This is a genomic window from Citrobacter sp. Cpo142, assembly GCF_030332425.1.
GTDB classification, from domain to species: Bacteria; Pseudomonadota; Gammaproteobacteria; order Enterobacterales; family Enterobacteriaceae; genus Citrobacter; species Citrobacter portucalensis.
This window is the reverse complement of sequence record NZ_JAOWHW010000069.1, coordinates 48,326-74,358: the sequence shown is the minus strand read 5'-3', so window position 1 is coordinate 74,358 and position 26,033 is coordinate 48,326. Positions and strand designations below refer to the sequence as shown.

The 26,033-nt window shown below is 49.7% G+C and carries 37 protein-coding genes and 1 pseudogene; 31 read left to right on the top strand and 7 right to left on the bottom strand.

What is annotated here, in order from left to right; genetic code table 11:
• Positions 1-53 precede the first annotated feature (53 nt).
• Together OGY18_RS03430 and OGY18_RS03425 are read right to left on the bottom strand one after the other, a co-directional pair.
• A complete protein-coding gene (locus tag OGY18_RS03430; RefSeq protein WP_286551732.1) occupies positions 54-1,052 on the bottom strand; it encodes a site-specific integrase in 999 nt (332 codons plus the stop codon).
• A 1-nt stretch (position 1,053) separates the two neighbouring features.
• Entirely contained in the window at positions 1,054-1,686 is a 633-nt protein-coding gene (locus OGY18_RS03425) for a phage repressor protein CI (protein ID WP_286551731.1), read from the bottom strand.
• Positions 1,687-1,805: 119 nt separating this feature from the next.
• Here OGY18_RS03425 and OGY18_RS03420 point away from each other — a divergent pair, with 119 nt between their 5' ends.
• From OGY18_RS03420 to OGY18_RS03365, 12 genes are all read left to right on the top strand, one after another.
• Entirely contained in the window at positions 1,806-2,048 is a 243-nt protein-coding gene (locus tag OGY18_RS03420) for a hypothetical protein (RefSeq protein ID WP_029463825.1), read from the top strand.
• 32 nt (positions 2,049-2,080) lie between these two features.
• Complete coding sequence (locus tag OGY18_RS03415; RefSeq protein ID WP_286551729.1) at positions 2,081-2,590, top strand: phage regulatory CII family protein; 510 nt, start codon at positions 2,081-2,083, stop codon at positions 2,588-2,590.
• 7 nt (positions 2,591-2,597) lie between these two features.
• The gene (locus OGY18_RS03410) at positions 2,598-2,798 is read left to right on the top strand and encodes a phage filamentation protein Fil family protein (RefSeq protein ID WP_286551727.1); all 201 of its coding nucleotides are present in this window, start codon (positions 2,598-2,600) and stop codon (positions 2,796-2,798) included.
• Positions 2,762-3,103, top strand: a complete 342-nt coding sequence (locus tag OGY18_RS03405) for a DUF5347 family protein (RefSeq protein ID WP_000963476.1) — start codon at positions 2,762-2,764, stop codon at positions 3,101-3,103. The genes OGY18_RS03410 and OGY18_RS03405 overlap by 37 nt, the downstream gene beginning before the upstream one ends.
• A 67-nt stretch (positions 3,104-3,170) precedes the next feature.
• Complete coding sequence (locus OGY18_RS03400) at positions 3,171-3,398, top strand: DUF2732 family protein (RefSeq protein ID WP_163374185.1); 228 nt, start codon at positions 3,171-3,173, stop codon at positions 3,396-3,398.
• Positions 3,398-3,625: a TraR/DksA family transcriptional regulator gene (locus OGY18_RS03395; protein ID WP_000785514.1), complete on the top strand. Its 228-nt coding sequence runs from the start codon at positions 3,398-3,400 to the stop codon at positions 3,623-3,625. Before OGY18_RS03400 ends, OGY18_RS03395 begins: the two co-directional genes overlap by 1 nt.
• Positions 3,622-4,479 carry a DNA adenine methylase gene (locus tag OGY18_RS03390; RefSeq protein ID WP_286551723.1) on the top strand — a complete coding sequence of 286 codons (858 nt, stop codon included), beginning with the start codon at positions 3,622-3,624 and terminating at the stop codon, positions 4,477-4,479. The genes OGY18_RS03395 and OGY18_RS03390 overlap by 4 nt, the downstream gene beginning before the upstream one ends.
• A complete protein-coding gene (locus OGY18_RS03385; RefSeq protein ID WP_286551721.1) occupies positions 4,476-6,869 on the top strand; it encodes a replication endonuclease in 2,394 nt (797 codons plus the stop codon). The genes OGY18_RS03390 and OGY18_RS03385 overlap by 4 nt, the downstream gene beginning before the upstream one ends.
• 144 nt (positions 6,870-7,013) lie before the next feature.
• On the top strand, positions 7,014-7,181 hold the full coding sequence (locus OGY18_RS03380) for a hypothetical protein (protein ID WP_063249741.1): 168 nt from the start codon (positions 7,014-7,016) through the stop codon (positions 7,179-7,181).
• 384 nt (positions 7,182-7,565) lie between these two features.
• Positions 7,566-8,036 (top strand): GNAT family N-acetyltransferase, encoded by a 471-nt coding sequence (locus OGY18_RS03375; RefSeq protein WP_286551719.1) that lies wholly within the window; start codon positions 7,566-7,568, stop codon positions 8,034-8,036.
• Positions 8,037-8,618, top strand: coding sequence for a hypothetical protein (locus OGY18_RS03370; RefSeq protein WP_154060480.1), 582 nt, complete (start codon positions 8,037-8,039; stop codon positions 8,616-8,618). It abuts the gene before it with no gap.
• Positions 8,596-8,967, top strand: a complete 372-nt coding sequence (locus OGY18_RS03365) for an ASCH domain-containing protein (protein WP_060855053.1) — start codon at positions 8,596-8,598, stop codon at positions 8,965-8,967. The genes OGY18_RS03370 and OGY18_RS03365 overlap by 23 nt, the downstream gene beginning before the upstream one ends.
• 9 nt (positions 8,968-8,976) lie before the next feature.
• Here OGY18_RS03365 and OGY18_RS03360 read toward each other — a convergent pair whose 3' ends face one another.
• Positions 8,977-9,513: an ATP-binding protein gene (locus OGY18_RS03360; RefSeq protein WP_170228397.1), complete on the bottom strand. Its 537-nt coding sequence runs from the start codon at positions 9,511-9,513 to the stop codon at positions 8,977-8,979.
• Between the two features lie 62 nt (positions 9,514-9,575).
• Here OGY18_RS03360 and OGY18_RS03355 point away from each other — a divergent pair, with 62 nt between their 5' ends.
• Entirely contained in the window at positions 9,576-9,956 is a 381-nt protein-coding gene (locus OGY18_RS03355) for an ASCH domain-containing protein (protein ID WP_063249750.1), read from the top strand.
• Positions 9,957-9,966: 10 nt separating this feature from the next.
• Positions 9,967-10,743 (top strand): putative phage abortive infection protein, encoded by a 777-nt coding sequence (locus tag OGY18_RS03350; RefSeq protein WP_063249752.1) that lies wholly within the window; start codon positions 9,967-9,969, stop codon positions 10,741-10,743.
• Positions 10,744-11,313: 570 nt separating this feature from the next.
• Here the strand turns inward: OGY18_RS03350 and OGY18_RS03345 are convergent.
• Positions 11,314-12,363 carry a phage portal protein gene (locus OGY18_RS03345; protein WP_286551715.1) on the bottom strand — a complete coding sequence of 350 codons (1,050 nt, stop codon included), beginning with the start codon at positions 12,361-12,363 and terminating at the stop codon, positions 11,314-11,316.
• Complete coding sequence (locus OGY18_RS03340; RefSeq protein WP_286551714.1) at positions 12,363-14,126, bottom strand: terminase ATPase subunit family protein; 1,764 nt, start codon at positions 14,124-14,126, stop codon at positions 12,363-12,365. The genes OGY18_RS03345 and OGY18_RS03340 overlap by 1 nt, the downstream gene beginning before the upstream one ends.
• A 149-nt stretch (positions 14,127-14,275) precedes the next feature.
• On the opposite strand from OGY18_RS03340, the gene OGY18_RS03335 reads away from it, so the two are divergent.
• The 11 genes from OGY18_RS03335 (at position 14,276) to OGY18_RS03285 (ending at position 19,799) form a co-directional block, all read left to right on the top strand.
• Positions 14,276-15,103 (top strand): GPO family capsid scaffolding protein, encoded by an 828-nt coding sequence (locus OGY18_RS03335; RefSeq protein ID WP_045261923.1) that lies wholly within the window; start codon positions 14,276-14,278, stop codon positions 15,101-15,103.
• 15 nt (positions 15,104-15,118) lie between these two features.
• On the top strand, positions 15,119-16,267 hold the full coding sequence (locus OGY18_RS03330) for a phage major capsid protein, P2 family (RefSeq protein ID WP_286551713.1): 1,149 nt from the start codon (positions 15,119-15,121) through the stop codon (positions 16,265-16,267).
• 3 nt (positions 16,268-16,270) lie between these two features.
• Positions 16,271-16,924 (top strand): phage terminase small subunit, encoded by a 654-nt coding sequence (gpM, locus tag OGY18_RS03325; protein WP_006777754.1) that lies wholly within the window; start codon positions 16,271-16,273, stop codon positions 16,922-16,924.
• 98 nt (positions 16,925-17,022) lie between these two features.
• Complete coding sequence (locus OGY18_RS03320) at positions 17,023-17,490, top strand: head completion/stabilization protein (RefSeq protein WP_286551711.1); 468 nt, start codon at positions 17,023-17,025, stop codon at positions 17,488-17,490.
• Positions 17,490-17,693 carry a tail protein X gene (locus tag OGY18_RS03315; protein ID WP_032642157.1) on the top strand — a complete coding sequence of 68 codons (204 nt, stop codon included), beginning with the start codon at positions 17,490-17,492 and terminating at the stop codon, positions 17,691-17,693. Before OGY18_RS03320 ends, OGY18_RS03315 begins: the two co-directional genes overlap by 1 nt.
• Before the next feature lie 3 nt (positions 17,694-17,696).
• Positions 17,697-17,912: a hypothetical protein gene (locus OGY18_RS03310; protein ID WP_014884902.1), complete on the top strand. Its 216-nt coding sequence runs from the start codon at positions 17,697-17,699 to the stop codon at positions 17,910-17,912.
• Positions 17,893-18,408 (top strand): lysozyme, encoded by a 516-nt coding sequence (locus tag OGY18_RS03305; protein WP_286551708.1) that lies wholly within the window; start codon positions 17,893-17,895, stop codon positions 18,406-18,408. Before OGY18_RS03310 ends, OGY18_RS03305 begins: the two co-directional genes overlap by 20 nt.
• On the top strand, positions 18,405-18,833 hold the full coding sequence (gene lysB / locus OGY18_RS03300) for an Rz-like lysis system protein LysB (protein WP_286551707.1): 429 nt from the start codon (positions 18,405-18,407) through the stop codon (positions 18,831-18,833). Before OGY18_RS03305 ends, lysB begins: the two co-directional genes overlap by 4 nt.
• Positions 18,721-18,966: an Rz1-like lysis system protein LysC gene (gene lysC / locus OGY18_RS03295; RefSeq protein ID WP_286551735.1), complete on the top strand. Its 246-nt coding sequence runs from the start codon at positions 18,721-18,723 to the stop codon at positions 18,964-18,966. Before lysB ends, lysC begins: the two co-directional genes overlap by 113 nt.
• Positions 18,929-19,360, top strand: coding sequence for a phage tail protein (locus OGY18_RS03290; protein ID WP_200035914.1), 432 nt, complete (start codon positions 18,929-18,931; stop codon positions 19,358-19,360). The genes lysC and OGY18_RS03290 overlap by 38 nt, the downstream gene beginning before the upstream one ends.
• A complete protein-coding gene (locus tag OGY18_RS03285; protein ID WP_200035913.1) occupies positions 19,353-19,799 on the top strand; it encodes a phage virion morphogenesis protein in 447 nt (148 codons plus the stop codon). Before OGY18_RS03290 ends, OGY18_RS03285 begins: the two co-directional genes overlap by 8 nt.
• 2 nt (positions 19,800-19,801) lie before the next feature.
• Here OGY18_RS03285 and OGY18_RS03280 read toward each other — a convergent pair whose 3' ends face one another.
• On the bottom strand, positions 19,802-20,320 hold the full coding sequence (locus OGY18_RS03280; protein WP_286551701.1) for a hypothetical protein: 519 nt from the start codon (positions 20,318-20,320) through the stop codon (positions 19,802-19,804).
• Between the two features lie 86 nt (positions 20,321-20,406).
• Here OGY18_RS03280 and OGY18_RS03275 point away from each other — a divergent pair, with 86 nt between their 5' ends.
• From OGY18_RS03275 to OGY18_RS03250, 6 genes and pseudogenes are all read left to right on the top strand, one after another.
• Complete coding sequence (locus tag OGY18_RS03275; protein WP_105540689.1) at positions 20,407-20,985, top strand: phage baseplate assembly protein V; 579 nt, start codon at positions 20,407-20,409, stop codon at positions 20,983-20,985.
• Positions 20,982-21,341, top strand: coding sequence for a GPW/gp25 family protein (locus OGY18_RS03270; protein WP_286551699.1), 360 nt, complete (start codon positions 20,982-20,984; stop codon positions 21,339-21,341). The genes OGY18_RS03275 and OGY18_RS03270 overlap by 4 nt, the downstream gene beginning before the upstream one ends.
• A complete protein-coding gene (locus OGY18_RS03265; RefSeq protein ID WP_286551697.1) occupies positions 21,328-22,236 on the top strand; it encodes a baseplate assembly protein in 909 nt (302 codons plus the stop codon). Before OGY18_RS03270 ends, OGY18_RS03265 begins: the two co-directional genes overlap by 14 nt.
• Positions 22,229-22,834 carry a phage tail protein I gene (locus OGY18_RS03260; RefSeq protein WP_200035909.1) on the top strand — a complete coding sequence of 202 codons (606 nt, stop codon included), beginning with the start codon at positions 22,229-22,231 and terminating at the stop codon, positions 22,832-22,834. Before OGY18_RS03265 ends, OGY18_RS03260 begins: the two co-directional genes overlap by 8 nt.
• A pseudogene (locus tag OGY18_RS03255) lies at positions 22,831-24,209 on the top strand (phage tail-collar fiber domain-containing protein). Before OGY18_RS03260 ends, OGY18_RS03255 begins: the two are co-directional and overlap by 4 nt.
• Positions 24,209-24,811, top strand: a complete 603-nt coding sequence (locus OGY18_RS03250) for a tail fiber assembly protein (RefSeq protein WP_159109694.1) — start codon at positions 24,209-24,211, stop codon at positions 24,809-24,811. Before OGY18_RS03255 ends, OGY18_RS03250 begins: the two are co-directional and overlap by 1 nt.
• On the opposite strand, the gene OGY18_RS03245 is transcribed toward OGY18_RS03250, so the two are convergent.
• A complete protein-coding gene (locus OGY18_RS03245) occupies positions 24,803-25,849 on the bottom strand; it encodes an acyltransferase family protein (protein ID WP_159109693.1) in 1,047 nt (348 codons plus the stop codon). The two genes, OGY18_RS03250 and OGY18_RS03245, sit on opposite strands and share 9 nt — an antisense overlap.
• Positions 25,850-26,033 lie beyond the last annotated feature (184 nt).

The following is a 26,033-nucleotide window of genomic DNA, read 5'->3' as shown; positions in this document are numbered from 1 at the left end:
TGGCTCATGATGTCCCTCTGGGATGCGCTCCGGATGAATATGATGATCTCATATCAGGAACTTGTTCGCACCTTCCCTAAATGATCTGGGGAGAAGTGTGCGTATATCATCGTCATTTTTATATCGGCATGCCCCAAAATTTCTTTAAGGACAAGTATATTTCCGCCATTCATCATAAAGTGACTGGCGAATGTGTGACGCAGAACGTGCGTGCACTGGCCTTCAGGCAGTTCAATACCAGCTCGCTTCACTGCTCGTTCAAAGGCTTTTCTGCATGGAGTGAATAGCTTCCCTCTGTTTTTGGGGAGTTCGTCGTACAGATCCTGAGATATCGGTACAGTTCGGTTTTTCTTGCCTTTGGTTTTGGTATAGGTGATCCGGTATTTAGATAACTGATGTCCCTGCAGGTTTTCGGCTTCACTCCACCGCGCGCCGGTAGCCAGGCATACCTTTGCGATCATCAATAGGCTAGGGCTTTGAGAATCAGCACAGGCATCTAGTAGGCGCTTAATTTCGTCCGAGGCCAGGAACGCCAATTCACCTTCAGCGATTTTGAATGTTGGTAGTCCGGCGAGCGGGTTAGGTGCTGACCAGTGGTCCAGCTTTTTCAAGGTGCCAAAAACGGATGATAAGTTACGCTGTTCCAGGTTTACCGTGCGGGGCTTTACTGGGGACATTAGGCCACCGTCTTCGTTACGTACTTCACCTTTTAGTCGTGCTTCCCGATATTTGGTAAAATCACCGGCTGTTAACTCAGAAGCGACGGGATTGCCCAGCCCATTGCAGATAATATTCAGTTTCGCCATTAGGCGCTTGGGGTCTGCGAGCGTCTGGCCATAAAGGGAGTGCCACTGCTCAATCAATTCTGACAAACGCCGCCGATCTTCCTTTTCCCCCAGCCACGGCTTTTTGTTTACTTCATCCATGGTGAAGTTTTCGAATGCTACAGCCTCGCCCTTTGTCGCAAATTGCTTGCGCACGCGCTTGCCGTCACGCCCGTTCGGGTAACACTCGCACAACCATTTTCCGTTCGGCTGTTTTCTGATGGTCATATCAAAGGCTCTTGATGATTTTCAATGCGCGGCCAACAACCTCGATATCATCCAGGCTGCACTCAAACGAAGAATCATCTTGATGCACAACTAATCTGTTTCCCGGAAGGCGAGTTAGCTTAACAATGCTTTTTATCCCGTCGATATCGACCAACCACATCCCATTCACTGGTGGCGTCTGGTTACGGTCAACTAAATATGAATCCCCATTGGTATTTAAGAGAAGCAGCTCGCTTGAATCAGGGGGAAGCAGGCTGCTATCAATGATGGCCTTCCCAGCTTCAACCAACGAACCTCCTATAAGGCTAGCTTTGTCGATCTCTGGCGATACAAGTTCAGAAAGAGGTTTTACCTTGCTGGAGTTCACGAAATTGATACTTTTTCTACCATCAATTTTTGTTCCTGGTTCGCCTTGTCCTGTGGTTAGCCAGAGTAAAGAAACTCCTGTTTCAAGAGCGCATTGGATTACCCATTCTGCAGGGAAGCTGTCCCTTAAGTATCTGTTTGCCATAGTACTTTTAGATGCGCCTAAGTGATCGCACAGCTGCTGTCGGGACTTGAAATCATAGGCAGCCATCAACCTATGGATAGCCTCTCTACCCCCTGTATTCTCGCCAGCCTTCACCTGTATCATTTTATAATCCTGTTGACGTATCAAATATTGGATCGTAGTATCTCAATTGTTCAAATGTTGAATCACATAAAACAAGATAAAACGACATAAACCAAACCTTAACTGAGAGATACTGCACTATGAGCACTGATATTTCAATTCGTGTACCAAAAGAGATGGCTACACCTGCAGAGTTCGCGGAATGGGAAGGCATTTCTCGTGGCTCTGTTTATCAAAAAATCCATCATGGCCAATTGGCTAAATACATGGTCAAAAAGGAGAAAAATAAGGGACGTGTATGTCTTCGTTACTTGATGTACAAAACCGATCAGGTTCGTGAGTCCCTTGGTCATTCCAACTTCCGCGTTGTTGTTGGTCAGTAAGTTCAATTATGAGAACTTTCTAAGAGGCTCACATGTTTGATTATAAGACTTCCAAACATCCACACTTTGATGAGGCCTGCCGCGCTTTCGCACTGCGCCACAACATGGCGAAACTGGCGGACCGCGCAGGCATGAATGTTCAGACGCTGCGCAACAAACTAAACCCGGAGCAACCGCATCAACTCACGGCGCCGGATATTTGGCTGCTGACGGATATCACTGAGGACTCCACGCTGGTTGATGGGTTCCTGGCTCAAATCCATTGCCTGCCATGTGTGCCGCTGAACGAAGTAGCCAGCGAGAAAATGCCTCATTACGTTTTGAATGCTACAGCAGAGATCGGTCGCGTTGCAGCAAGCGCTGTTTCTGGTGAACACCAGACAACAACGGAACGCCGCCAGGTTATCGAAAGCATCAATTCTGTTACTCGTTTGATGGCACTTACAGCTGTTTCCCTGCACGCGCGCCTACAGTACAACCCAGCAATGGCAAGTGCTGTTGATACAGTGACGGGCCTCAGCGCTTCATTTGGTCTGATCTGAGGTGCTTATGCTGAATAAAGAGCCTTCATTCGCTTCGCTGCTGGTAAAGCAAAGCCCGGCAATGCACTACGGTCATGGATGGATTATCGGGAAAGATGGTAAGCGCTGGCACCCGTCCCACTCTCAGGATGAATTGCTGGCAGGGCTGACTACTACCAAACGGGGGAAACCATGGCTATTGAAGGCGCTGCGGCGACTGTCCCATTAAGCCCGGGTCAACGTATGGAAGGGCTGAACCGAATAGCGGAATTAAGGGCAAATGTGTTTGGTCTGAATATCGAGCCAGAGCTTGAAAGGTTTATTAAAGATATGCGCGACCGCCGCGATATAAACCATAAGCAAAATGAACGCGCACTGGCAGCCATATTCTTTATGGCAAAAATTCCGGCAGAACGTCACGGCGTCAATATTAGTGATCTGACTACTGACGAAAAGCGGGAACTGGTTAAAGCAATGAATCATTTTCGTGCAGTGGTGAGCTTATTTCCCAAACGGCTAACCATGCCGAATTAACCCACAACAGAAATTAATGGCGTAAACCCGCCGGGCATTCTTTTGCCCAAATTCAGGAGAAAGAACAATGCAGAACGAATTACCAAAAATGTTTGTACCCGAAACCGACCAGCTTATCGCGGTGATCGATATTGCCAAACGCGAGGAGCGCAAAGGGCGCGCGCTCGCAGTTTCAATCCGTCTTGAGGCGCTGGCAACCCATATCACCAATAAAGGGTTAAACGGCATTGAAGCGGCTGAACTGCTGCGCCGCGAAGCAACCCGCTACGAAAACGAATCCCAGGAGCTGCACTAATGGCTGACTCTATGGACCTTGTACAGCAGCGCGTTGAAGAACAGCTGCAGCGCCACATCCACAATGCCCGTATCCGAAAGGTTGGGGCTTCTTCACTGGAGTGTGAAAGCTGCGGAATAGTCATTCCCGAAGAACGCCGGGCCGCCATGCCGGGCTGTGATCTCTGCGTTACCTGTCAGGAAATCGCAGAGCTTAAAGGTAAACACTACAATGGAGGCGCTGTATGAGCACCATCCTGAAATGGGCGGGAAATAAAACCGCTATTATGCCGGAACTGATTAAGCACCTTCCTGCTGGCCCACGACTGGTTGAACCTTTCGCGGGTTCCTGTTCTGTGATGATGGCGACAGACTATCCTCATTATCTTGTCGCGGATATTAATGCTGACCTGATTAATATGTATCAGGTAATTAAAGATGAAGTAGAACACTTTATTGCTATCTCAAAGGCTCTCTTTGCCTGCAACAATTTTTCTGAACAATATTATGTTATTCGTGAAGAGTTTAATCATTTGCATTCCTTAGACTTAATCTGGAAGGCTGCTTATTTCCTTTTTCTAAATCGTCATTGTTACCGTGGGTTGTGCCGTTATAACCGTGCAGGGCATTTCAACGTACCTTACGGCAATTATAAAGCTCCCTATTTTCCCGAAGAAGAAATTAGCACTTTTGCGGAAAAGGCCCAGCGTGCAATGTTCATTTGTGCCAGCTATGACGAAACATTGGCATTATTGGTGCCTGGGGATGTTATTTATTGCGATCCGCCTTATGACGGTACTTTCAGTGCCTATCATACTGCCGGTTTTACTGAGGACGATCAGTATCAGCTGGCCTCTATTCTTGAGCGCCGGGCATCAGAAGGCCATCCGGTCATTGTTTCGAACAGCGACACTTTTCTGACTCGTTCCCTGTATCGAAATTTCACCCATGACCGCATTAACGTAAAGCGCAGCATCGGCGTTGCCGCGGGCGAAGGAAAAAGGGCTGACGAACTTATTGCTGTACTCAAGCCGGAAGTATGGGCTGGCTTTGATCCAGCCGGCGTGCCTGATTGCTCTGTCGTGCATGAGGTGCGCGCGTGAGTCATCACGAAGTTGAAAAGCACGGCGGTGCAGAAGATTCCGCCGCTGCTTTTGCCTGGAATGTACCTAAAAAGGCGATTAACCCCTACATGGACCCAGCGGAAGTAGCGCCGGTTTCTGCGCTTTCAAACCTGATTTCTCTCTATGCTGCAGATAACGAGCAGGAGCAGCTGCGCCGCGAGGCCCTGAGTAATGAGGTCTGGGAACGCTATTTCTACAATGAATCCCGTGATCCTGTTCAGCGAGAAATGGAGCAGGATCAGCTGATAAGCCGCGCCAAAATGGCCCGTGAACAGCAACAATTCAACCCCGATCTGATAATCGTTGCTGACGTGAGCGCCCAGCCAGCGCATATTAGTAAGCCGCTGCTTGAACGGATTAAATATTTCGAGGGCCTGGGCAAACCGAAGGCATATTCCCGCTATCTGCGTGAAACCATCAGGCCGTGCCTTGAACGCCTGGAGCGCGTGCGTACCAGCCAGGTTTCTGCGTCATTCCGTTTTATGGCGAGCCACGACGGGCTGGAGGGTTTACTGGTTCTGCCCGAAATGAGCCAGGAGCAGGTCAAGCGGTTATCTACCCTGGTGGCGGCACACATGAGCATGTGTCTGGATGCTGCCTGCGGTGAGTTGTTTACGGATGAAGACGTTACGCCGGAAGAGATCCGCCGGTCATGGGAAAGGGTGGCCGCTGAGGCTATGCGCCTTGATGTTATCCCGCCAGCTTTCGAGCAACTGCGTCGTAAAAAGCACCGCCGTAACTCGGTCCCCTACGAGCTTATTCCGGGCTCGCTTGCCCGTATGCTTTGCGCGGACTGGTGGTATCGCAAGCTGTGGCAGATGCGGTGCGAATGGCGGGAAGAACAGCTGCGCGCTGTCTGCCTGGTTAACAAAAAGGCGTCCCCGTATGTCAGCTATGAGGCCGTGATCCACAAACGCGAGCAGCGCCGCAAATCACTGGAGTTTTTCCGCTCGCATGAGCTGGTTAACGCTGAAGGTGACACGCTGGATATGGAAGAAGTGGTAAACGCCAGCAGCAGCAATCCGGCACACCGGCGCAACGAAATGATGGCCTGCGTTAAGGGGCTGGAGCTGATCGCAGAAATGCGTGGTGAATGCGCCGTGTTCTATACCATCACCTGCCCGTCACGCTTTCACGCAACGCTTAACAACGGCAGGCCAAACCCGAAATGGACCAGTGCCACGGTCCGTCAGAGCAGTGATTACCTGGTGAATATGTTCGCCGCCTTCCGTAAGGCGATGCACAAAGCCGGGCTGCGCTGGTATGGCGTCCGCGTTGCTGAACCACACCATGACGGCACCGTACACTGGCACCTGCTGTGCTTCATGCGCAAAAAAGACCGCAAATCCATCACCGCGCTACTGCGTAAATTCGCCATTCGTGAGGATCGGGAGGAGCTGGGCGCCAATACCGGGCCGCGTTTCAAGTCTGAGCTTATCAACCCGCGCAAGGGCACCCCGACCAGCTATATCGCCAAATACATCAGTAAAAACATCGACGGGCGCGGGCTGGCGCAGGAAATCAGTAAAGAAACGGGCAGATCACTGCGCGATAACGCTGAGAACGTAAACGCCTGGGCTTCGCTGCACCGTGTCCAGCAATTCCGCTTCTTTGGTATCCCTGGCCGCCAGGCGTACCGCGAGCTGCGCCTTCTGGCCGGACAGGCTGCCAGGGTGCAGGGTGACCAGAAGGCAGGCGCGCCTGTACTGGAAAACCCGCGACTGGATGCTGTGCTGGCCGCAGCTGATGCTGGCTGTTTTGCCACCTACATCATGAAGCAGGGCGGCGTCCTGGTTCCCCGTAAACATCAACTTGTCAGGACTGCCTACGAGCTTAACGAGGAGCCGAGCGCCTACGGTGATCATGGTGTTCGTATCTATGGCATCTGGTCCCCGATCATTGAGGGCCGGATCTGCACTCATGCAGTGAAGTGGAAAATGGTTCGTAAAGCCGTTGACCTTCAGGAGGCGACAGCCGACCAGGGCGCTAGCGCCCCTTGGACTCGTGGCAATAACTGTCCCCCTGTTGAAAATTTGAACCAGACTAGAGCAGGTCTGCCTAACATTAAAGCCATCAATGAGAAGGAGTTGCATGATTACCTCCACAATATGGGCCAGAAGGAACGGCGGGAGCTTACAGCAAGGCTGAGACTGGTAAAACCGACGCGGAAAAAAGCATACAAACAGAGTATTTCGGAGCAGCAGCGTCTGCAGCTTGAGGCAGAACTGAATGCCAGAGGGTTTGAAGGTAGTGCATCGGAGATAGATTTGCTTCTACGTGGCGGTAGCATTCCATCCGGGGCAGGGTTACGTATTTTTTACCGTAACCAGCGGCTATTGGAAGATGATAAATGGTGCCAGTGGCACTAAGACCGCCGTTTAACATTTTGTGTATTATTGAGTGGAGTAAGAGCTTCCAATCAATTGACAAAAAACAGTTTTACATTTTTTTATTCTTATTATACTGTTTATATGTACAGTTGTTGTGTGGCCGTATTCGTGTCAGGAGGGAAGATGCAGGATTATCTTTTGGAGTCGCTGAAGCTCCAGCGTATTGATTTCTTTATTAAGCTTGTAGCTGCTAGTGAGTGTAGTGACGAAGAAAAACGGCTGGCTATCCAATGGGTATCTGAGTTGACAGATGAGTTGATTGCTAAAATCCGAAACCATGAAGATAGTTGAACAATGCGTATCTTCGGTCGATGAATGTTGGTATAAACAATACAGGCAGATGTTGGAGCTGTTCTTCTAAGATTCTGTTTTTTTATGGTAATTCAATGGGATAGCTATAAGGATGTATTGTGATATAGCTCATTTTTTTTATTGGGAGCATCGCTACAATGAAATGTTATCCGAGGTGTGCTGATTAGCCACACAAAGGGCTTTTCTTAATCAAGGCATTAATGCCTGCTAAGTTACTCATAAAATTAGGTTTGATAACAATGATGAAGACATTACCTGAAACTATTGATAGACTTAGTGTGGACAGATTTAGCCTGTTGAAATGTTTTTTTTGATTTCATCAACCTATTGATCGCAAAATGGTGCTCGGATAAGGAGACTCGGATGTCTATACAAGAAAAATTCTTCCGTGATATTGACTTAAATGACCGTTTTTTCAATTCATTGAAAGCTGACTATGATGGCTTTGATACTTGGTTTATCTCTAAATCAGGCAGTAAAGCCTATGTTTCGTACAACGATAGCGGCGAGATGGATGGGTTCTTGTATTTAAAAGTAGAAGATGAGGCGATTACAGATACGGTTCCTGCATTTGAGAGAAAAGCTAGGGCAAAATTAGGCACTTTCAAAATAGATGCGCACGGAACTAAATTAGGTGAAAGGTTTGTCCGGTTAGTCTTTCAGTTTGCTATGAACAATAATCTCAAAGAAATATATGTTACAATTTTTGATAAGCATGAAGGATTAATTAGTTTATTAAAGCGTTATGGTTTCGAGTTGCAAGCAAGAAAAATTAAAGAAACAAACAATGGCTGTGAAGGTGTTTATTTCAAAAATTTGGAGTGGAGAGATTAAATGAGTTATCCTAATTATCCGTTAATTAAATTAAGAAATAGAAATTTCCTTCTTAGTATATACCCTTCATGGCATACTAGATTGTTTCCTGAATCTAAGCTGAATAATGAAGATGGAAGTTTAATTCAAGATATTTCTCATACAAATAGTATTGAAAAAGTATATCTTACGAAAATGGATGGTACGCAACATCTCCAGTTGGGTGACAATCTTTTGATCTATCGAACTTCAGATGGCCAAGGACCGGCACGTTATCGCTCAGTGGCAACTTCAGTATGTGTGGTTTTGAGCGTCAGGAATATTCATGAGTTCTCGACCTACAAAGACTTCAGGGATTACTGCGCGCCATTTAGCGTTTTTGATGAAGATGAGCTTAAGCTCTTGTATGCAAAGAAAAATTACCCTTACATTATTCGCTTCACTTATAACTTCCCGTTAACGAAAAGAATAATTAGGGATGATATTATGACCATAACCGGATATACTGATGCTAATTATTGGGGTTTCCTCCCTCTGAGTGATGCAGACTTTAAGAAAATTATTACTGATGGAGGCGTAAATGAAGGTTATATTGTCAATTAAGCCTGAATATGCTGAGCGGATTTTATCCGGCGAAAAAAAATTTGAATTTAGGAAAAGCATTTTTAAAAACAAAAATGTTGATACTGTCATCATTTATGCGACTATGCCCGTGGGTAAAGTAATTGGAGAGTTTAAGGTCGGTGATATTTTAGTAAATTCACCTTCAGAGTTGTGGAGTTTAACCAAAAATTATGCTGGAATAAGTCATAAGTTCTTTACTGACTATTTTCATCGTCGCGATAGGGCATTTGCCATTTCGGTTAAGAGCCCCAGAAGATACAGCTCTCCATTAGATTTAGAAGATATATCACCTGGGGCAAAAGCACCTCAATCTTTCCGATATGTTTAGAACCTTAATTTAAGCGCGAGCATTAGACTCGCGCCTAATCTCTTCAATGGCATCACTAAAATCTGTAATAGAAGCGGAATATATTTCTTTTAAAGGAATGTCTAGTTCAGAACATATTTTTTTTGCATTGTTTTTTTCTTCTTCAATTAAAGAGCTAATGTTATATTTTATTGTGTCTCCATCTCTTTCATTGACTCGTTGTGTAATTAAATCAATATCATTCTGTAATAAAATCACACCATCAGGTTTCAATCCTTTAAATACATCGCTTTCTATTGCAGTTATTGTTCCATCTTTGGAAGCTAATGCGAAATGTCCATCAAGTAACAATATACATCCATTTTGTGTAAGATTATCTACAGCTGCTAAGAGTATCAGTTGATTTCTGTCAATATTTTCTGTTAGCTTACTGGTTGGTAGCTCTATTTTCCCATACTCTCGAATTAATTGACTTGCACTTTTATGTATGGCCTGATTACTTTCTACATACTTTTTACATAAGTAACCTTTACCAACACCGTGGACTCCCGCGATAAAAATCAACATATTATACCTCATGTTTACGATTTATGTTAAAATATAAGCATGTAAACAATAAGGATCATGCCATGAAATATCAAGCGTTATCTATCCTTAAGCCTGCAGTAGATCTCATACTAGATGGCAAAAAAAATATTGAGATAAGATCATGGTTGCCGCCAGAAATCCCGATGAAAAATGTTGTGATTGTTCAAAATCAAAAATATTTATCTAGCGATGAAGATATGGATGATGGTGTCGCTTTGGCTATCGTCGATTTTACAGAGTTTAAAGTTTGGACAGAAGATGATTATAATGAACGCGGGCCTTCAGTGAGTTTGGGGAGAACTTGGAAAGAAGGTTACTTTACTTGGAAAATTGAAAACATAAGAAGGTTAATAAAACCAATCAGATGTAAAGCAATGAAAGGGATTTATCAGGTTGAGCTGAAAGATATTGATTTAGTGTAAGGTCTAGGTTATGGTGAAAATAATTAATTATCTGAAAAGATTATCTTTTATATTAATTTTTGTTCTTATTACTTGTTCATTCATCGTTTTCGCTTTATACAAATACTGGACTATTTTTGGTGCCTTGCCTGTAAGCCAATCTGTGGAAAAATGGGGGCAGTTTGGAGATTATATCGGAGGTGTCCTGAATCCAGGTTTAAGTTTTTTATCTATAATTTTAGTTTGTTTCACACTGTACACCACATCCAAACAATCCATGACTCAGTCATTTGAGTCGGTCCTTTTTGAACTTCTTCGATACCACAAAGAACACTTGTCGAATATTAAGGTGGTATATGATAAAGAGTCATTCAAAGGAGTGGATGCGCTCGATTGGTATATAACGGAAGTGAAGTTTAACTTTCTGAATTTGTCAAATGATGATATGTTGATTCAGGAGAGGGTTAAGTTTTCAATTGACCTTGTGTATGAAGAAGATAATTTCTTCTCGAATACGGGGCATTATTTTAGAAACCTGTATCACATATTTAAACATATAGATGAAGCTAGCTTCCTTCGTAAAAAGGAAAGAGTCAAATATGCTAAATTAGTTAGAGCGCAACTCTCATCGATAGAATCTGGTGCACTAATGTTGAATGGATTGTCAAGTAAGGGTGTTAAATCTAAAGTTTATATTGAAAAGTATTCTTTACTGCAAGGTTTCACTTTAAGTAAATCTTTTAAAAATGAGTTGAAATCTGCAGGAGCGATGAGGCTTTACAATCCTGTAGCGTACGGTGATAAATGAAAACTGAGATAATATAAGGTTTTAATGCAACCAATATTATAATTTGAAATTGTTGAGGTTATTTTAACTTCGTTTTCTTCAGAGTTTAGTAGAATGAGTTATAGACTTGATATCACTAGTGCCATTTCGATTCAGTTAACTGAGTTTTTTCTATTTTGTCAGCAATAAAACCTATTGTGCATACTGCAGATATCCGCATGAATGCGCATGATCATTCGAGGTCCAGTTTTACTGTACCCTGCCAGGATTGGCAGGGTTTTCCTTGCCTCATGCGGGTGCATGAAAACCAATGTGTAAAGTGGGCAGGCGTGGCGGGGCTACGAGCGCGCGGTTTTGGGGTTAATCGCGGTTTTGGGCCCTCAATGTCGGGCGGGCATGGTCATTTTTTGGGGCTGGTCGTGCGCGCCTGCGTCGTGGTGAGGCGCTGCGTTTTGTCGTGAGCTGCCAGGTGGCGAAAGCGCAGGACCGTTCAGCGAGGCGCTGAGGCGCTCTGATGGTGTGATAGGCGTAAGGGAATAAAAAAACCGCCCTGAGGAGGGCGGTTGATATCAAAGGCTGGCCGGGAGAGCGTCAGTCTTCATCGGTCAGGTAGGGGTCAAAGCGTATCACCTCATCACCCAGCCACTCGTTAACTTCTTTGATGCGGCCCTGCAGGGGGGTAAGTTCGTTGCGAACGAAAACGCGCGCCGCTTTTTCCACATCGCCAAACCCGCCGGTATTCGTTGGAATAATCCCCATCAGCTGCGGCGGCACGCGGTGAGCTGCCAGCATGTCATCACGGCTCACATTCTTGATGTTAAGAAACTCATCTTTCGCTGCGACTTCTGACAACGGGATGATCTGAATGCCGTCTTTCTTGCCGTTCGGGCTGTACATAAACAGGTTGCGGAAGTTGCCTGGCCCTTTCGATTTTTTCAGCGCTTCGCGTATGTTGTCCACGTCTTTCTGATCGGCGGCGGGGTCGCTCATGTACATGATAAAACCAGCATGGCTACCGTTTAGGTAATACTTACGGCGAAACAGCGTGGCCGATTCATTCAGCAGGGCGGAGGGAATGGCGGAGAGGTATTCCGGCATCCCGTAAAGCTCCTGGTTAACGTCGGGTTCCATCAGGTGAAACACGCCTCCCTCATCAAACTGATAGGGCTGCGAGTTGTAGCCATACTGTGCAAACCAGTAGGTGTCTGGGTCAATGCCACGACGGGTATATTTGGCAAGCGAGGCGCGCAGCTCCATGATCTGCCCTAACCGGTTCATGCGTTTTTCAAGGTAGGCATTACCGAATACCAGAAAGTCCTGGGTGAACCGGGAAAAGGCTTGTTTAGACAGCCAGCGGTGAGGGATGAAGGTACTGGTAAGAATATTGCGTTTTACCTGAATAGCGCTGGAGTGATGCACGGCGGCGCGATAAGTTCGCGCCAGGCCATCCATGCTGATCGGTGGTTCGTACCAGCGGTCTACCTGCACGCACTCCAGGTAATCAAATAACTCCCGGCGGTCCATCACGGGGATCGGATCGCCAAACGTAAACGCCTCCGCATGTGCATTACTGACCATGTTGGCCGTATCGGTGGCGGTCTGGCCGCGCGGTGTCTTGCTGCGGTTTTTGCGGTTAGCCATTAAAAAATCTCCACGATGTTGCTGGTACTGGCGGAAGCCCCTGCCAGTGGTTCGTTATAAAGTGCGTGCATGGTTGCCCAGGCTAAATCCGCGTGGCTGGCTTCCTCTGTGCGGGCTGCTTCGTAGGTTGGCCGGTTGCCGCTGGCGGTGGTTGAACGGCGAATGGACATAAAGGACTGCGCGATATCCAGCATCCCCGCGTCAAACTCCAGACGGCGCCCGCTGATGATGTCGTAGGCTTTAAGCACCAGAGCATTTTTTACGGTCGGGTTGTAGACAAACTCACGCGCGGCAGGGAAAAACTGCTTAACCGTTTTGTAAACGCCATCGCCAACGCCGGTCGAGTCAATGCCGATGTAGGTCACGTTGTAGCGTCTGGTGATTTCCTCAATCGCTGAGGCCTGGGCGCGGAAGTCCATCCCGCGCCACTGGTGACGCTCAAGGAGACGGAATTTACCGCCGGGAACGACGGGAGGCGCGATGACCACGCAACCGGCGCTGTCACCGTTCTGCGTTCCTTTTGCCGGGTCATAGCCGATCCAGACAGGGTGGTATGCAAACGGACGCAGTAAAAGCGGCTCGAAATCGTCCCACACATCCCAGCTGTCAACCATGCAGGACTGCAGCAACGCCAGCGGGAACACGGACGCTAGGTCGTCAACAAACTGACACATCAGCAGGTTGTTGTATTCGTCCGGGCTGTACTCCAGGCGCAGCTGGTCCAGGTCGAAAAGGTTACACCCGCCGTTTACGGCATCTTCAATGGTGACTATCTGACGGTACTGGCCGTCAGGGCATAAAACGCCGTGCGCCAGGCTACTGTGAGAAAGGTCAAATTCTACCCTGTCGGCTTTCGGTCGCCCTTTATTGAACAGGGCGCCGGACCAGAACGGGTAGGCGCTGTGCGTCAGGCTTGAAGGTGTTGAAAAATAGGTCTGACGCCATTTTTTGTGCAGCGCCATACCGGAGGCCACCTTGCGCAGCTCCTGGAATCTCGGTATCCAGAAATACTCATCAAGATACAGATTGCCGTGGTAGCTCTGCGCGGTACGGGCATTTGTACCGAGGAAGTAAAGACAGGCGCCGTTAGGCAGCACCATCGGATCGCCTTTCAGCTCAACGTCCACCTCTTTTGCGAAGTCGATGATGTACTGTTTAAAAACGTGCGCCTGCGCTTTACTGGCTGACAGAAAGATTTGATTTCGCCCCGTGGTCAGGGCGTCTATTAACGCTTCACGGGCGAAATAGTAGGTTGCACCGATCTGGCGTGACTTTAAGAGGTTGCGGATACGGTGTTTGATACCAGCGTCCCACCAGTGGCGCTGGTACTCGAACATGCCGGCGCGGAAAATCTCTTCCAGCTTTTCGATCTGTTCGTCGGTAAACAGGTTTTTTTCCGGCGGTTTGCGCGGGCCTTTATTGCGGTTGGCCACGTTGGGGTTCAGGTCTGCTTCATTCCCGCCATTGTTAAATTTACCGATCCTGGCCTGTCGTTCGGACTGACGCGCCAGCAGGTCAATTTCTTTAAAATCCTTTCCTTCCTTCTGCTCCTTCATGACGAGCTGGCAGTAACGTGCGGCGGTGGTGAGCTGCATCTGATCCAGTGGGCCATATTCTCCCCACTTATCGCGTTTTTTCCAGCTGTGAACGGTTGCAACTTTCTCGCCCAGCATTTCAGCAATGCGGGCTACGCGGTATCCCTGAAAGTACATCAGCATTGCCTGACGACGGGGATCGAGGTCTGCGGGGGTCAGTGTTGTCATGGCACAAACATACGGCCTCAAATCAGCACTTTCCCCGGTTTCGCATTGTGTGGGAGTTCGCACAAGCCCAACGCGTTGTTTACACGCGCCTATCACCGCAAACATAAGGCTCTGAACGTGTTACGAACTAACTAACCGGAGCCGGACCGATGGCAAAAAAATCTAAGCGTTTTCGTATTGGGGTCGAAGGGGCCACCACTGACGGGCGCGTTATTGAACGTGACTGGATCACCCAGATGGCGGCGAGCTATAACCCGCAGGTATACACCGCGCTGATCAATATGGAACACATCAAGGGTTTTACCCCTGATGGTCCTTTCCGTCGTTTTGGCATGGTAGAAAAACTGGAAGCGGAAGAAATCACCGAAGGGGCTTTGTCAGGGAAGATGGCGCTGTATGGCTGGATTGCCCCGACGGACGATCTGGTCACCATGACCGGTAACTGGCAGAAGCTTTTCACCTCAATGGAAGTTAACACCAGCTTTGCCGATACCGGCTCTGCTTATCTGGTTGGCCTGGCGGTTACTGACGATCCGGCAAGCCTCGGCACTGAAATGCTGCAGTTCAGCGCCAGCGCAGAACATAACCCCCTGGCGCGCCGCAAGCTGGACAAAGACAACCTGTTTACCGCTGCTCTTGAAACGCTGATCGAGTTTGAGGACGTGCCGGAAAAAACCAGCCTGTTTACCCGCGTGAAAGAGCTGCTGTCCCGCAAAGGCGCCGATGATAACGCCCGCTTTGCTGATGTGAATCAGGCTGTTGAAACCATCGCGCGTGAGCATCAGACACTGGCGGAGCAGGTCAGCACCCATCAGACCGATTTCAGTAACAAGCTGAGCGATATGCAAAAGGTTGTTGATGAGACAACCAGCGCACTCTCCACCCTGCGTGAGCAGCTTTCCACCCAGGACAGCCGCAGCGAACGCCGCCCTAATGCGACCGGCAATAACGGCGCAGAACAAACCACCGATTGCTGACGGAGCAAAAGCACAATGAAAAAAGAGACACGTTTTAAATTCAACGGCTATCTGACGCAGCTCGCCAAACTCAACGGCGTATCTGTGAGCGATATCGCCTCGAAATATACGGCTGAGCCGTCCGTTGCGCAGACGCTGGAAACGAAAATCCAGGAGTCTTCCTCGTTCCTGCAGAAAATCAACATTATCCCGGTTGATGAACAGTCCGGCGAGCGTCTGGGGCTGGGTATTGGTTCCAGTATTGCCGGAAATACTGATACCACTCAAAAAGACCGTGAACCCGTTGATCCGACTTACATCGACGGTGAAGGGTACAAGTGTACCCAGACTAACTCTGATACGGCGCTGCCTTATGCGAAGTTGGATTTATGGGCCAAATTCCAGAACTTCCAGACGCGCATCCGTGACGCCATCATTACCCGCCAGGCGCTTGACCGCATCATGATCGGATTCAACGGCGTGAAGCGTGAGAAAACGTCAGACCGCGCGACCTATCCACTGCTGCAGGATGTGAATATCGGCTGGCTGGAGAAAATCCGCCAGGAGAAACCCGTCCAGGTAATGGATAAGATCGTGTCCGAAGGCGAGGTGATTTCTCAGACTATCCGTGTTGGTAAAGGCGGTGATTTCCTGAATCTGGACGCGCTGGTTATGGGCGCCGTGAATGAGAAAATCGCGCCGTGGTATCAGGAAGATACGGAGCTTGTGGTTATCGTCGGGCGCCAGTTACTGGCAGATAAATATTTCCCGATCGTCAACCGTGACCAGCCAAACAGCGAAGCGCTGGCGGCAGATCTTATCGTCAGCCAGAAGCGTATCGGCAACCTCCCGGCCGTTCGCGCGCCGTTCTTCCCGGCGAATGCTATGCTGATCACCCGCCTGGATAACCTGTCTATTTACTGGCAATCAGGCTCCCGCCGCCGTTCGGTCATCGACAATCCGAAGCGTGACCGCGTGGAGAACTTCGAGTCCGTTAACGAGGCGTATGTTGTCGAAGATTACGACGGTGTTTGCCTGGTTGAGAACATCGAGCTGTTGCCCGTGCAGGCAGGTGGCAATGCCAGCCCAGCGCTGACAACTGAAACCATCCAGGAAATCGTCACGGCAGCGGTGAAAGGCGCGCTTGATGCGCAGGCAGCTGGCGGTGCTGGCGCCGGAGCGTGATAAATGAATCCGTTCCGTGCTCACACTCAGTATGTACAGGCACAGGATGCCGCCCGGCAGGGCGGCAGTAATGCCAGCCTGACGGGCTACAACCAGATGCTGTTACAGCTGACAGAACACCGCAGGCGCCTTAAAACCGTCCAGTCAAATGAGCGCAAGGCTCAGCTCAAACGTGAGTTTCTTCCCGCTTATGCCTCATGGATTGCCGGTTTACTGGATGCTGACGCGTCAGGCCAGGACGACGTGGCGATGTACGTCATGATCTGGCGCATTGATGCCGGAGACTATACCGGCGCGCTGGACATTGCCCGCCATGCCATTAAACACGGCTGGGTCCTGCCGCAGCGATTCAACCGGACCTGCGGGACCGCTGTTGCGGAAGAGTTTGCCGACGCGGCAATGCGCGCTTTTTCTGCCGGTGAATCATTCAGTGCCGCCATTCTTACCCAGGTGCTCGATATCGTTGAAGGTCAGGATATGCCGGATCAGTCCCGCGCCCGACTTCATAAGGCGATGGGCTACGCGCTGCGGGATAACGATCAGGCAGTGGCGGCACTTAACCATCTGAAGCGTGCCCTGCAGCTGGATAACAGTTCTGGCGTCAAAACCGAAATCAACAAGCTTGAAAGCCGATTGCGACAGGCAATGTCGGCTTAACGAATCGTGCCAACGCGCGGGGCGGCACGGGGTGGCGACAGGCTTTATGCCGCGTCAAAACCCCGTCCACCGCCCAACTATTTGGGAGTGCCAGAAATATGCAATTCGTTTCGCCGGAACAGGCCGGGGAAAGTACCCAGGACGTTATTAAAAACACCAGTTTCTGGCCTGATGTCAGGGTTTCAGAGTTCCGCCGTTATATGCGCATGGATGGGAGTGTCACCGATCCGCGCCTGCGTCTGGCGTTGCTGACAGCGATTGCTGAAGTTAACGCCGATCTTTATGAGTTCCGCGAGAAACAACGGGCGCAGGGGTATGCGAGCCTGGCCGACGTCCCTGCTGATGTGATCGACGGCGAAAGCCAGCGGCTCATGCTGTATCGCCGTGCGGTGTTTTGCTGGGCAAAAGCAAATCTGGTTGAGCGCTATCGCGATTTTGACGCAACCGGCGACGGGAGCAAGAAAGCCGAAGATATCGAAACAACCTTAGGCGATCTGTGGCGCGATGTGCGCTGGGCGGAGTCCCGCCTGCGCGATTTGCCGCATATGACGGTGGAGCTGATTTGATGAAAGTGCGTGCGCATCAGTATGACACGGTGGACGCACTCTGCTGGCGCCATTACGGGCGCACGCAGGGAGTCACTGAACAGGTGCTGCAGGCGAATCCGGGGCTGGCTGAATATGGCCCCTTTTTACCGCACGGGCTGCAGGTGGAGCTGCCGGATATCACGGTGTCAACCACTGCGCAGACTGTCCAGTTATGGGACTGAACTATGACGCTAGAACGAATCAGCGCCTTTATCACTTACTGCGTTGCCCTGCTCCTGGCATGGCTCGGCGATTTGTCTCTTAAAGATGTATCGACCATTACCGGTCTTGCGCTGGGGATTATTACTGCAGCGGTGACCTGTTATTTACGCTGGAAAGCCTACCAGCTGCTGCGGGACGGCAGAATATCCAGGGGGGAATATGAGTCCTTCAATCGTTAAGCGTTGCCTGGTCGGCGCGGTGCTGGCGATTGCCGCCACGCTGCCGGGCTTTCAGTCGCTTCATACCTCCGTCGAGGGGCTGAAACTGATTGCTGATTTCGAAGGGTGCCGCCTGCAGCCATACCAGTGCAGCGCCGGGGTCTGGACTGACGGGATCGGCAATACGTCCGGGGTAGTGCCGGGCAAAACCATAACGGAGCGACAGGCCGCGCAGGGGCTGATTAATAACGTGTTGCTGACGGAAAAAAGGATTGAAGCCTGCCTGCAGGTTAAGCCACCTCAGCATGTTTACGATGCCCTGATCAGTATCGGCTTTAATGTCGGAACGGGGGCAATCTGCCGGTCAACAATGGTTTCTTACATCAATCGCCAGCAATGGTGGCAGGCGTGCAACCAGCTCCCACGCTGGATTTATGTAAATGGTCAACGGAATAAAGGGCTGGAAAACCGGCGCGCCCGTGAGTTTGCCTGGTGCCTTAAAGGGGCGGGGATATGACGCGCGCGCTGGCGGTGATCCTGGCTCTGGTGCTGGCGTTGCTGGGCTGGCAGTCATGGCGGCTCAACAATGCCGGTCACACCATCGCGACGCAGGCTGAGGCGCTTACAAATAACAAGCAGGAGCTGGCGAAGAAAAACAGCCATCTTATCAGCCTGTCCATTCTTACCGAAACCAACAGCCGGGCGCAGACGCAACTTTATGCTGCAGCGGAGGAGAATTCCGCGCTGTTGCGGAGTCGCCAGCGCCGGATCGAGGAGCTAAAACGTGAAAACGAGGATTTACGCCGCTGGGCTGACACTCCTTTGCCAGCTGACATTATCCGGCTGCGGGACCGCCCGACCCTCGCCGGAGGTGCAGCTTACCGTGAGTGGTTGTCCAAAAGTGACGCAATGCCGCCTGGACAGGTCAGCGCCGCGCAGTAATGGGGATTTGAACCTGGTGCTGGATGAGACTGAGGCCGCCTGGGCGGTATGTGCCGACAAAGTGGACACGATCATAGCGTGTCAGGAGCGAGACAGTGAACAAGCCGCAGTCCTTACGCAACGCCCTGAATAAATCGGTGGCGTATGTCCGTGACAACCCGGACAAACTGCACCTTTTTGTTGATAACGGTTCGCTGGTCGCAACCGGCGCCCGTTCAATGTCATGGGAATATCGCTACACCCTGAACGTGGTGATTGAAGACTTTAGCGGCGACCAGAATTTAGTGATGGCGCCCGTGCTGCTCTGGTTAATGACCAATCAACCGGACGCTATTAACAACCCGGAGCTGCGCGAAAAACTTTTTACCTTTGACGTCGATATCCTGAGCAACGATCTGTGTGATATCAGTCTCAATCTGCAGCTCACGGAGCGCGTGATTGTCAGCACAGATGGCACCGTATCGAGCGTTGAAGCGGTGCAGGAACCCGACGAACCCGAAGAAATGTGGACGGTGAAACGTGGATGACCTGCAGAGGGTGGATGACTGGCTGTCGGCCCTGCTGGCGAATCTGGAACCGGCAGCCCGCAATCGTATGATGCGACAGTTGGCGCAGGAGCTGCGTCGGTCGCAACAGCAAAACATCAGGCTGCAGCGCAATCCAGACGGCACCGCTTTTGAGCCGCGCCGGGTAACGGCCAGAAGTAAAAAGGGGCGCATAAAGCGCCAGATGTTCGCCAAATTGCGCACCACTAAATACCTGAAAACTGCAGCCACTGCGGACTCTGCCAGCGTGCAGTTTGATGGGAAAGTCCAGCGCATCGCTCGTGTTCACCATTATGGCCTGCGTGAGCGAGTCAGACGCAACGGCCCGGAGGCCCGGTACCCGGCACGCCGTCTTTTGGGCGTGAATGATGAGGTGGAAACCGTTACCCTTAACACCTTGATGCGCTGGCTCATGGAATAGCTTTACTTCTTTCTTCTTTTGCCCGAGTGCCTTTTAATTTTTTTAGATTCTATTATTGTTTTTTTTAAGGTTGACGATTCAATGGGTAATGTTTTCATTATTGGTGCTTTGAATATTTCTGCTACTGAGTATCCTGCTCTTGCCACACAAATAACACTAAATAAAATAATAGATAAGGTAAAGATTTCACAATTGTCTGCTGACCATTGTGCAAAGGGTAGTTTAATTTGTGATGGCGCGTTTGAATACTCCAAAACTACGTACATACCATAGAGGAAAGTTGCCGCTGTTTCTATATTCCATAGGGCGTTTAGAATGTTTTTATAAATCTCGAACTTACTCATTCTTATAAGTAAGGCTCCCTGAACAATTGAGAGTGTAAGTATCAAGCATATGTATTTAATTAAATCCTTTGTATCTGTAGAGTCTACGTTGTCCCAAATATAAGTTGCAATCGTAAGAAGAACAAGGATGGAAAGGTAAATTCCCCAAGGTAAATTCAAGCCAAATTTAAATTTCATCGGTCTCTCTTTTTTTTCACATTGTGTGATTTACGAAACAATGTTCAAAACATGCCTGAGTTTGCTTTGGCTGGCAAATTAAAAATATGAACGCACAACTAACCGAAATCATGCGCCTTATCACCAACTTGATCCGCACCGGCATCGTAACCGAAGTGGACCGGGAAAACTGGCTGTGCCGGGTGAAAGTGGGCGAGCTTGAAACCAACTGGATTAACTGGCTGACACTGCGCGCAGGCGGTGCCCGTACATGGTGGTGCCCGTCGCCGGATGAGCAGGTGGTGGTGCTGAGTATGGGCGGCAATCTGGAAACCGCTTTTGCCTTACCTGCGATCTATTCCAACCAGTTCGCGCCACCGTCGGAATCAGTGGACGGCTGCGTAACGGAATACCCGGACGGTGGATGGTTTGAATATGAACCCTCGACCGGCCGCTGGCATGTGCGGGGTATCAAATCCATGGTGATCGAGGCTGCAGATAACATAACCCTGAAAACGGGGGAGTTTGTGGTGGAAGCAAGTAACACGCGCATAAACAGCGAGGTGGTGATCAATGGTGGCGTCACCCAGGGCGGCGGCGCCATGAGTTCTAACGGGATCGTAGTCGATAAACACGGTCATACCGGCGTTAAGTCCGGCGGCGATACATCGGGAGGTCCTGTATGACGCTGTATATCGGTATGAATCAGGGCAATGGCAAAGCCATTTCTGATGCGGACCATTTGCGGCAGTCGGTCAGGGATATTCTGCTGACTCCCCAGGGAAGCCGTATAGCCCGCCGGGAATATGGTTCCCCGCTGTCAGCATTGATTGACCAGCCCCAGAACCCGGCGCTGCGCCTGCAGATTATGGCGGCTGTTTACGTATCGCTGAGTCGCTGGGAGCCTCGGCTTATGCTGGATTCCATCACCATCAACAGCAGCTTTGACGGCTCCATGGTGGTTGAGCTAACCGGGAAGGGCAATAACGGCGCGCCTGTTTCACTTTCGGTATCAACAGGAGCAGAAAATGGCAGTCATTGACCTTTCCCAGCTCCCCGCGCCGCAAATTGTTGACGTGCCGGACTTTGAATCTCTGCTGGCTGAGCGTATGGCCGCCTTTGTGGCCCTGTATCCGGCAGACGAACAGGACGCGGTGCGGCGCACGCTTGAGCTGGAATCTGAACCCATCACCAAACAACTGCAGGAAAACACGTACCGGGAAATCCTGCTGCGCCAACGTATCAACGAGGCGGCGCAGGCGGTCATGGTGGCTTATGCCATAGGCGGCGATCTTGATCAGATGGCGGCCAACTACAACGTGAAGCGGCTGACGGTTACACCTGCCGATAACGACGCGGTGCCGCCGGTCCCAGCGGTAATGGAAAGTGACGAGGCGTTGCGCCTGCGTGTTCCAGCTGCATTTGAGGGGCTGTCCGTTGCGGGGCCAAAGGCGGCTTATGAGTTTCACGCTAAAAGCACGGACGGGCGAGTCGCTGACGCCAGCGCAACCAGCCCGGCACCGGCGGAGGTGGTGCTTACCGTACTGAGCCGTGAGGGCGACGGAACGGCAGCGGCGGACCTGCTGGCGGTGGTTGAACAGGCGCTTAACAGTGAGAACGTGCGGCCGGTTGCTGACCGTCTGACGGTGCGCAGCGCTGAAATTATTCCGTACAGCGTAGATGCAACGATCTTTCTTTACCCGGGGCCAGAAGCTGAGCCGGTGATGGAGGCGGCAAAGGTCAGCCTGCAGAAATATATCGCCAGCCTGACGAGGCTGGGGCGCGATATTCGCCGCAGTGCTATTTATGCCGCGCTGCATGTGGAAGGTGTGCAACGTGTTGAACTGGCCTCGCCGCTCGCTGATGTGGTGCTGGATAAGACACAAGCCGCTTCATGTACGGAATGGAGCGTAACCAACGGGGGGACGGATGAATAGTCTGCTTCCTCCTGGTTCATCGCCGCTTGAGCGCCGCCTGGCGCAGACCTGCAGCGGAATTTCCGATCTGAAGGTGCCGCTGCGCGATTTATGGAACCCGGCAACATGCCCGGTCAAGTTTCTGCCATATCTGGCGTGGGCCTTTTCGGTTGATCGCTGGGACGAAGGATGGGCGGAGAGCGTGAAGCGCCGCGTGGTGCAGGATGCGTTCTATATCCATCAGCATAAGGGCACAACCAGCGCAGTGCGGCGTGTGGTGGAGCCGTTCGGATTTCTGATCCGCATCATTGAATGGTGGCAGACCGGTGAGGCGCCGGGCACGTTTCGCCTGGATATTGGGGTGCAGGACCAGGGCATAACAGAGGAAACCTATCTGGAGCTGGAGCGCCTGATCGGTGACGCCAAACCCTGCAGTCGGCATCTGATAGGCATGTCCATAAATCTGCAGACGAGCGGGCCATGTTTTGTGGGGGCTGCCACCTATAGCGGCGAAGAAATCACGATTTACCCGTATATCAACGAAACCATCCTTTCCGGTGGTTCTGCCTACGAGGGCGGCGCCGTCCATGTTATTGACACAATGAGAGTGAACCCATGAGCGCAAAATTTTATACCCTGCTGACGGATATCGGCGCGGCGAAACTGGCAAATGCCGCCGCGCTCGGTGTTCCGCTTAAAATTACACAGATGGCGGCGGCGTGCTGCCAACGCCAAACGCACAGCAGACAAAGCTGGTCGGTGAAAAACGCCGTGCAGCTCTGAATATGCTGTATATCGATCCGCAGAATAGCAGCCAGGTGATAGCTGAGCAGGTGATACCTGAAACAGAGGGCGGTTGGTGGATTCGTGAAGTTGGGTTGTTTGATGAAACCGGCGCTCTGATTGCCGTCGGTAACTGCCCGGAGAGCTACAAGCCGCAGCTGGCAGAGGGCAGCGGGCGCACGCAGACCGTTCGTATGGTACTTATTACCAGCAGCACGGACAATATCACCCTGAAGATTGATCCATCGGTAGTGCTTGCAACCCGTCAATACGTCGATCAGGTTGCAACAGGAATGCTTAAAAAAGCCGAAAATGGTGCTGATATTCCTGATAAGCAGAAGTTCTTACAGAATACCGGACTTTTCAATATTGTTAATCCAACAAGCCCAAACCAGACCGTACTCTATACACCGGACATGAAAAAATGCCTGGTCATCCGTGAGGACGGTTCATGGGGGGCTAGGGTAGTCAATAACGGTCAGGTGATAGCGCTGCCTGTGAGTGCAGGTGGAACCGGGGCAGCAACCGAAGAGGATGCCCGAAAAAATCTTGGTATTGATCTTCTGCTTGAAGGTAAGCAGCCGCTGAACAATGTGCTGACAGCCTTTGCCGGGCTGACGATGCAACAGAACACCTTCCCTTATTTCACTGGAGATAAACAGGTGGCAGTGACCGCGATCAGTGAGTTTATGCGCGTGATGCTGGGGAAAGTAGATGCAGCCAGTATTGCGGCTTATCTGGGGATGGGAAGTGGTGCACCGGTTATTGGCTCTCCTTTTGCATGGCCTTTGGCGCAGATGCCGAGTGACGTATTTGACGACATGAAAAACATGGTTTTTTTGAAAGTGAATGGCGCGCCATTTGATAAGAATAAATACAGCAAGTTAGGTGTGACATACCCGTCTGGCGTGTTGCCGGATATGCGTGGCGAGTTCATACGGGGTTATGACGACGGACGCGGGGTTAACCCTTCTCAGAATTTGCTCGGTTGGGCTGCCGATGAGTTCAAAACACACAAGCATCCCTTCTTGGGGTCAGGCGGTGCAGCCGGGAATAATACCGTTTTTGGTGTCGAAACAGGCATCAGGGGAATTTATACCAATGGCATAAACCAGCCTGATGGCTCAGTAGCGCCTGCATTTCAGGATCCAGGTGGAACAGAAACTCGCCCACGTAGCGTGGCATTCAATTTTATTGTGAGGGCGGCGTAATGGCTAAAGCGACACTAAATAAAAACGGTATTGCCACAAAAGCCGGTGATATCACGGTTTATAACTATGACAGTTGTACGGGAGAATATCTGTCTGAGTCAGTTGAATACCTCTCTGTTGGGGTTGGTATCCCTGCCGACTCATGCACAGATGCGCCCCCAGTGAAAAAATGCGGTTTTACTGTTTGCCGTAATGTGGGCAGTAATCTCTGGGAATATATCGAAGACCACCGGGGGGAGCTAGCCTATGAAACGGCGACAGGCAAACCGATAGTCATTTCTGTGCCGGGAGCGTATGACGACAGTATAACGCTCGTAGCACCGTCAACACCTTATGATAACTGGAACGGTAGCGAGTGGGTAACAGATGAGAAGATGCAAAAAAATGCTCAGGTTAAGGCTGCAGAGCAGAAAAAAACCGCACTGCTGGCTGTTGCTCAGAGTACCATCAGCCTGTGGCAGACTGAGCTACAACTCGATCTCATCAGTGATGAGGACAAAGTTAAACTGAAATTATGGATGCATTATATTCGCGACTTGCAGGCCATAAAAACATCTGAGGCGCCTGATGTTTTTTGGCCTGAAGAACCTGAGTTAGCTTAGCTCTAAAGATGAATTCGGCTTACGTCGCCAGTTCAGGATGAAAGATTTAATGGTCTTATTATCTTCAACGAAATGATAGCAAGCCGAAGCCATCACTAAATTAATGAAGGCCAAAAATGTCCAGATAAACCATGTAGGGAATGATGCAAAGGTGTCATGATATTTGGTTATGTAAATCATTATGGGTAATTGCATCAGGTAAAATGAGTAACTTATTTTTCCTAAATATATCAATGGTAAAGTAAGAGCGTTTTTATTAATTGCCGCGGCTGCGAGGTAATAAACAACAAAACATGTTGCTGGTAATGTAATGTAGTTGTTTTGCATCCAGCCATTATTGTTGGTTGGAGAAATGAAAAATAGAGAAGCTATAGCAAGAATAAACAGAGTGTTGTTAAGTTTGGTAATGCGAAAGCCGCGAGAGAAGATACAACCAATGGCTACTCCTGCGACAAATTCGGGCAGACGATGAATAGGGCTGACATAATAACGAGGAAAAGCAGCGCTATTAGTTAGTATCATAGATGTTGGTATGATTATTGATGATATCAATACTGCAATACCTAATGCGACAACCGGTCTTTTTTTAATCACTGGCAACAGGAGTGGGAAAACAAAGTAAAAAAACATTTCGGTTGAAACGGACCAGGAACCGCCGAAGTTCCATTGGCTAAAACTATCCGGAAACCATGACTGTGCAGTAGTTAAAAACAATAAAATATATGTTGAGATTTGCGTTGTGTTGTACTCAAAAAGGAAAGGGGCTGTAATTAATCCCATGATCAGATAAGCGGGGAATATTCTGGCAATTCGGGAACGATAGTAATTATCCTTCATGCCATTTCTTGATGCCCATGCCATGACAAAACCAGAAAGAACAAAGAAGAAAGACATCCCGATAGCACCATTGTTGATAATAGACTGCAGCCAGTCAGAGACATCAGCCTTATATCTGAGATTACAGTGGAATAAAAATACATAGAAAGCAGCAACAAAGCGGAATATCGTTAATCCGTGAAGGTCATTTCTGATGTTCATAGTCATATTCAGGTTAAATTTTTTCTGATGCTAACACAGCATGGGATGGCGATGCCCATCGTTTTCTTCATTCTAAGCCAAAATGCAAATTCATACTCCCTGAATTGTACCATCTCTCACACACATCCTGCCGCGTGCGCCGCACGCCTATCAACCAGAACATATGCACACCCCCTGTAAACCG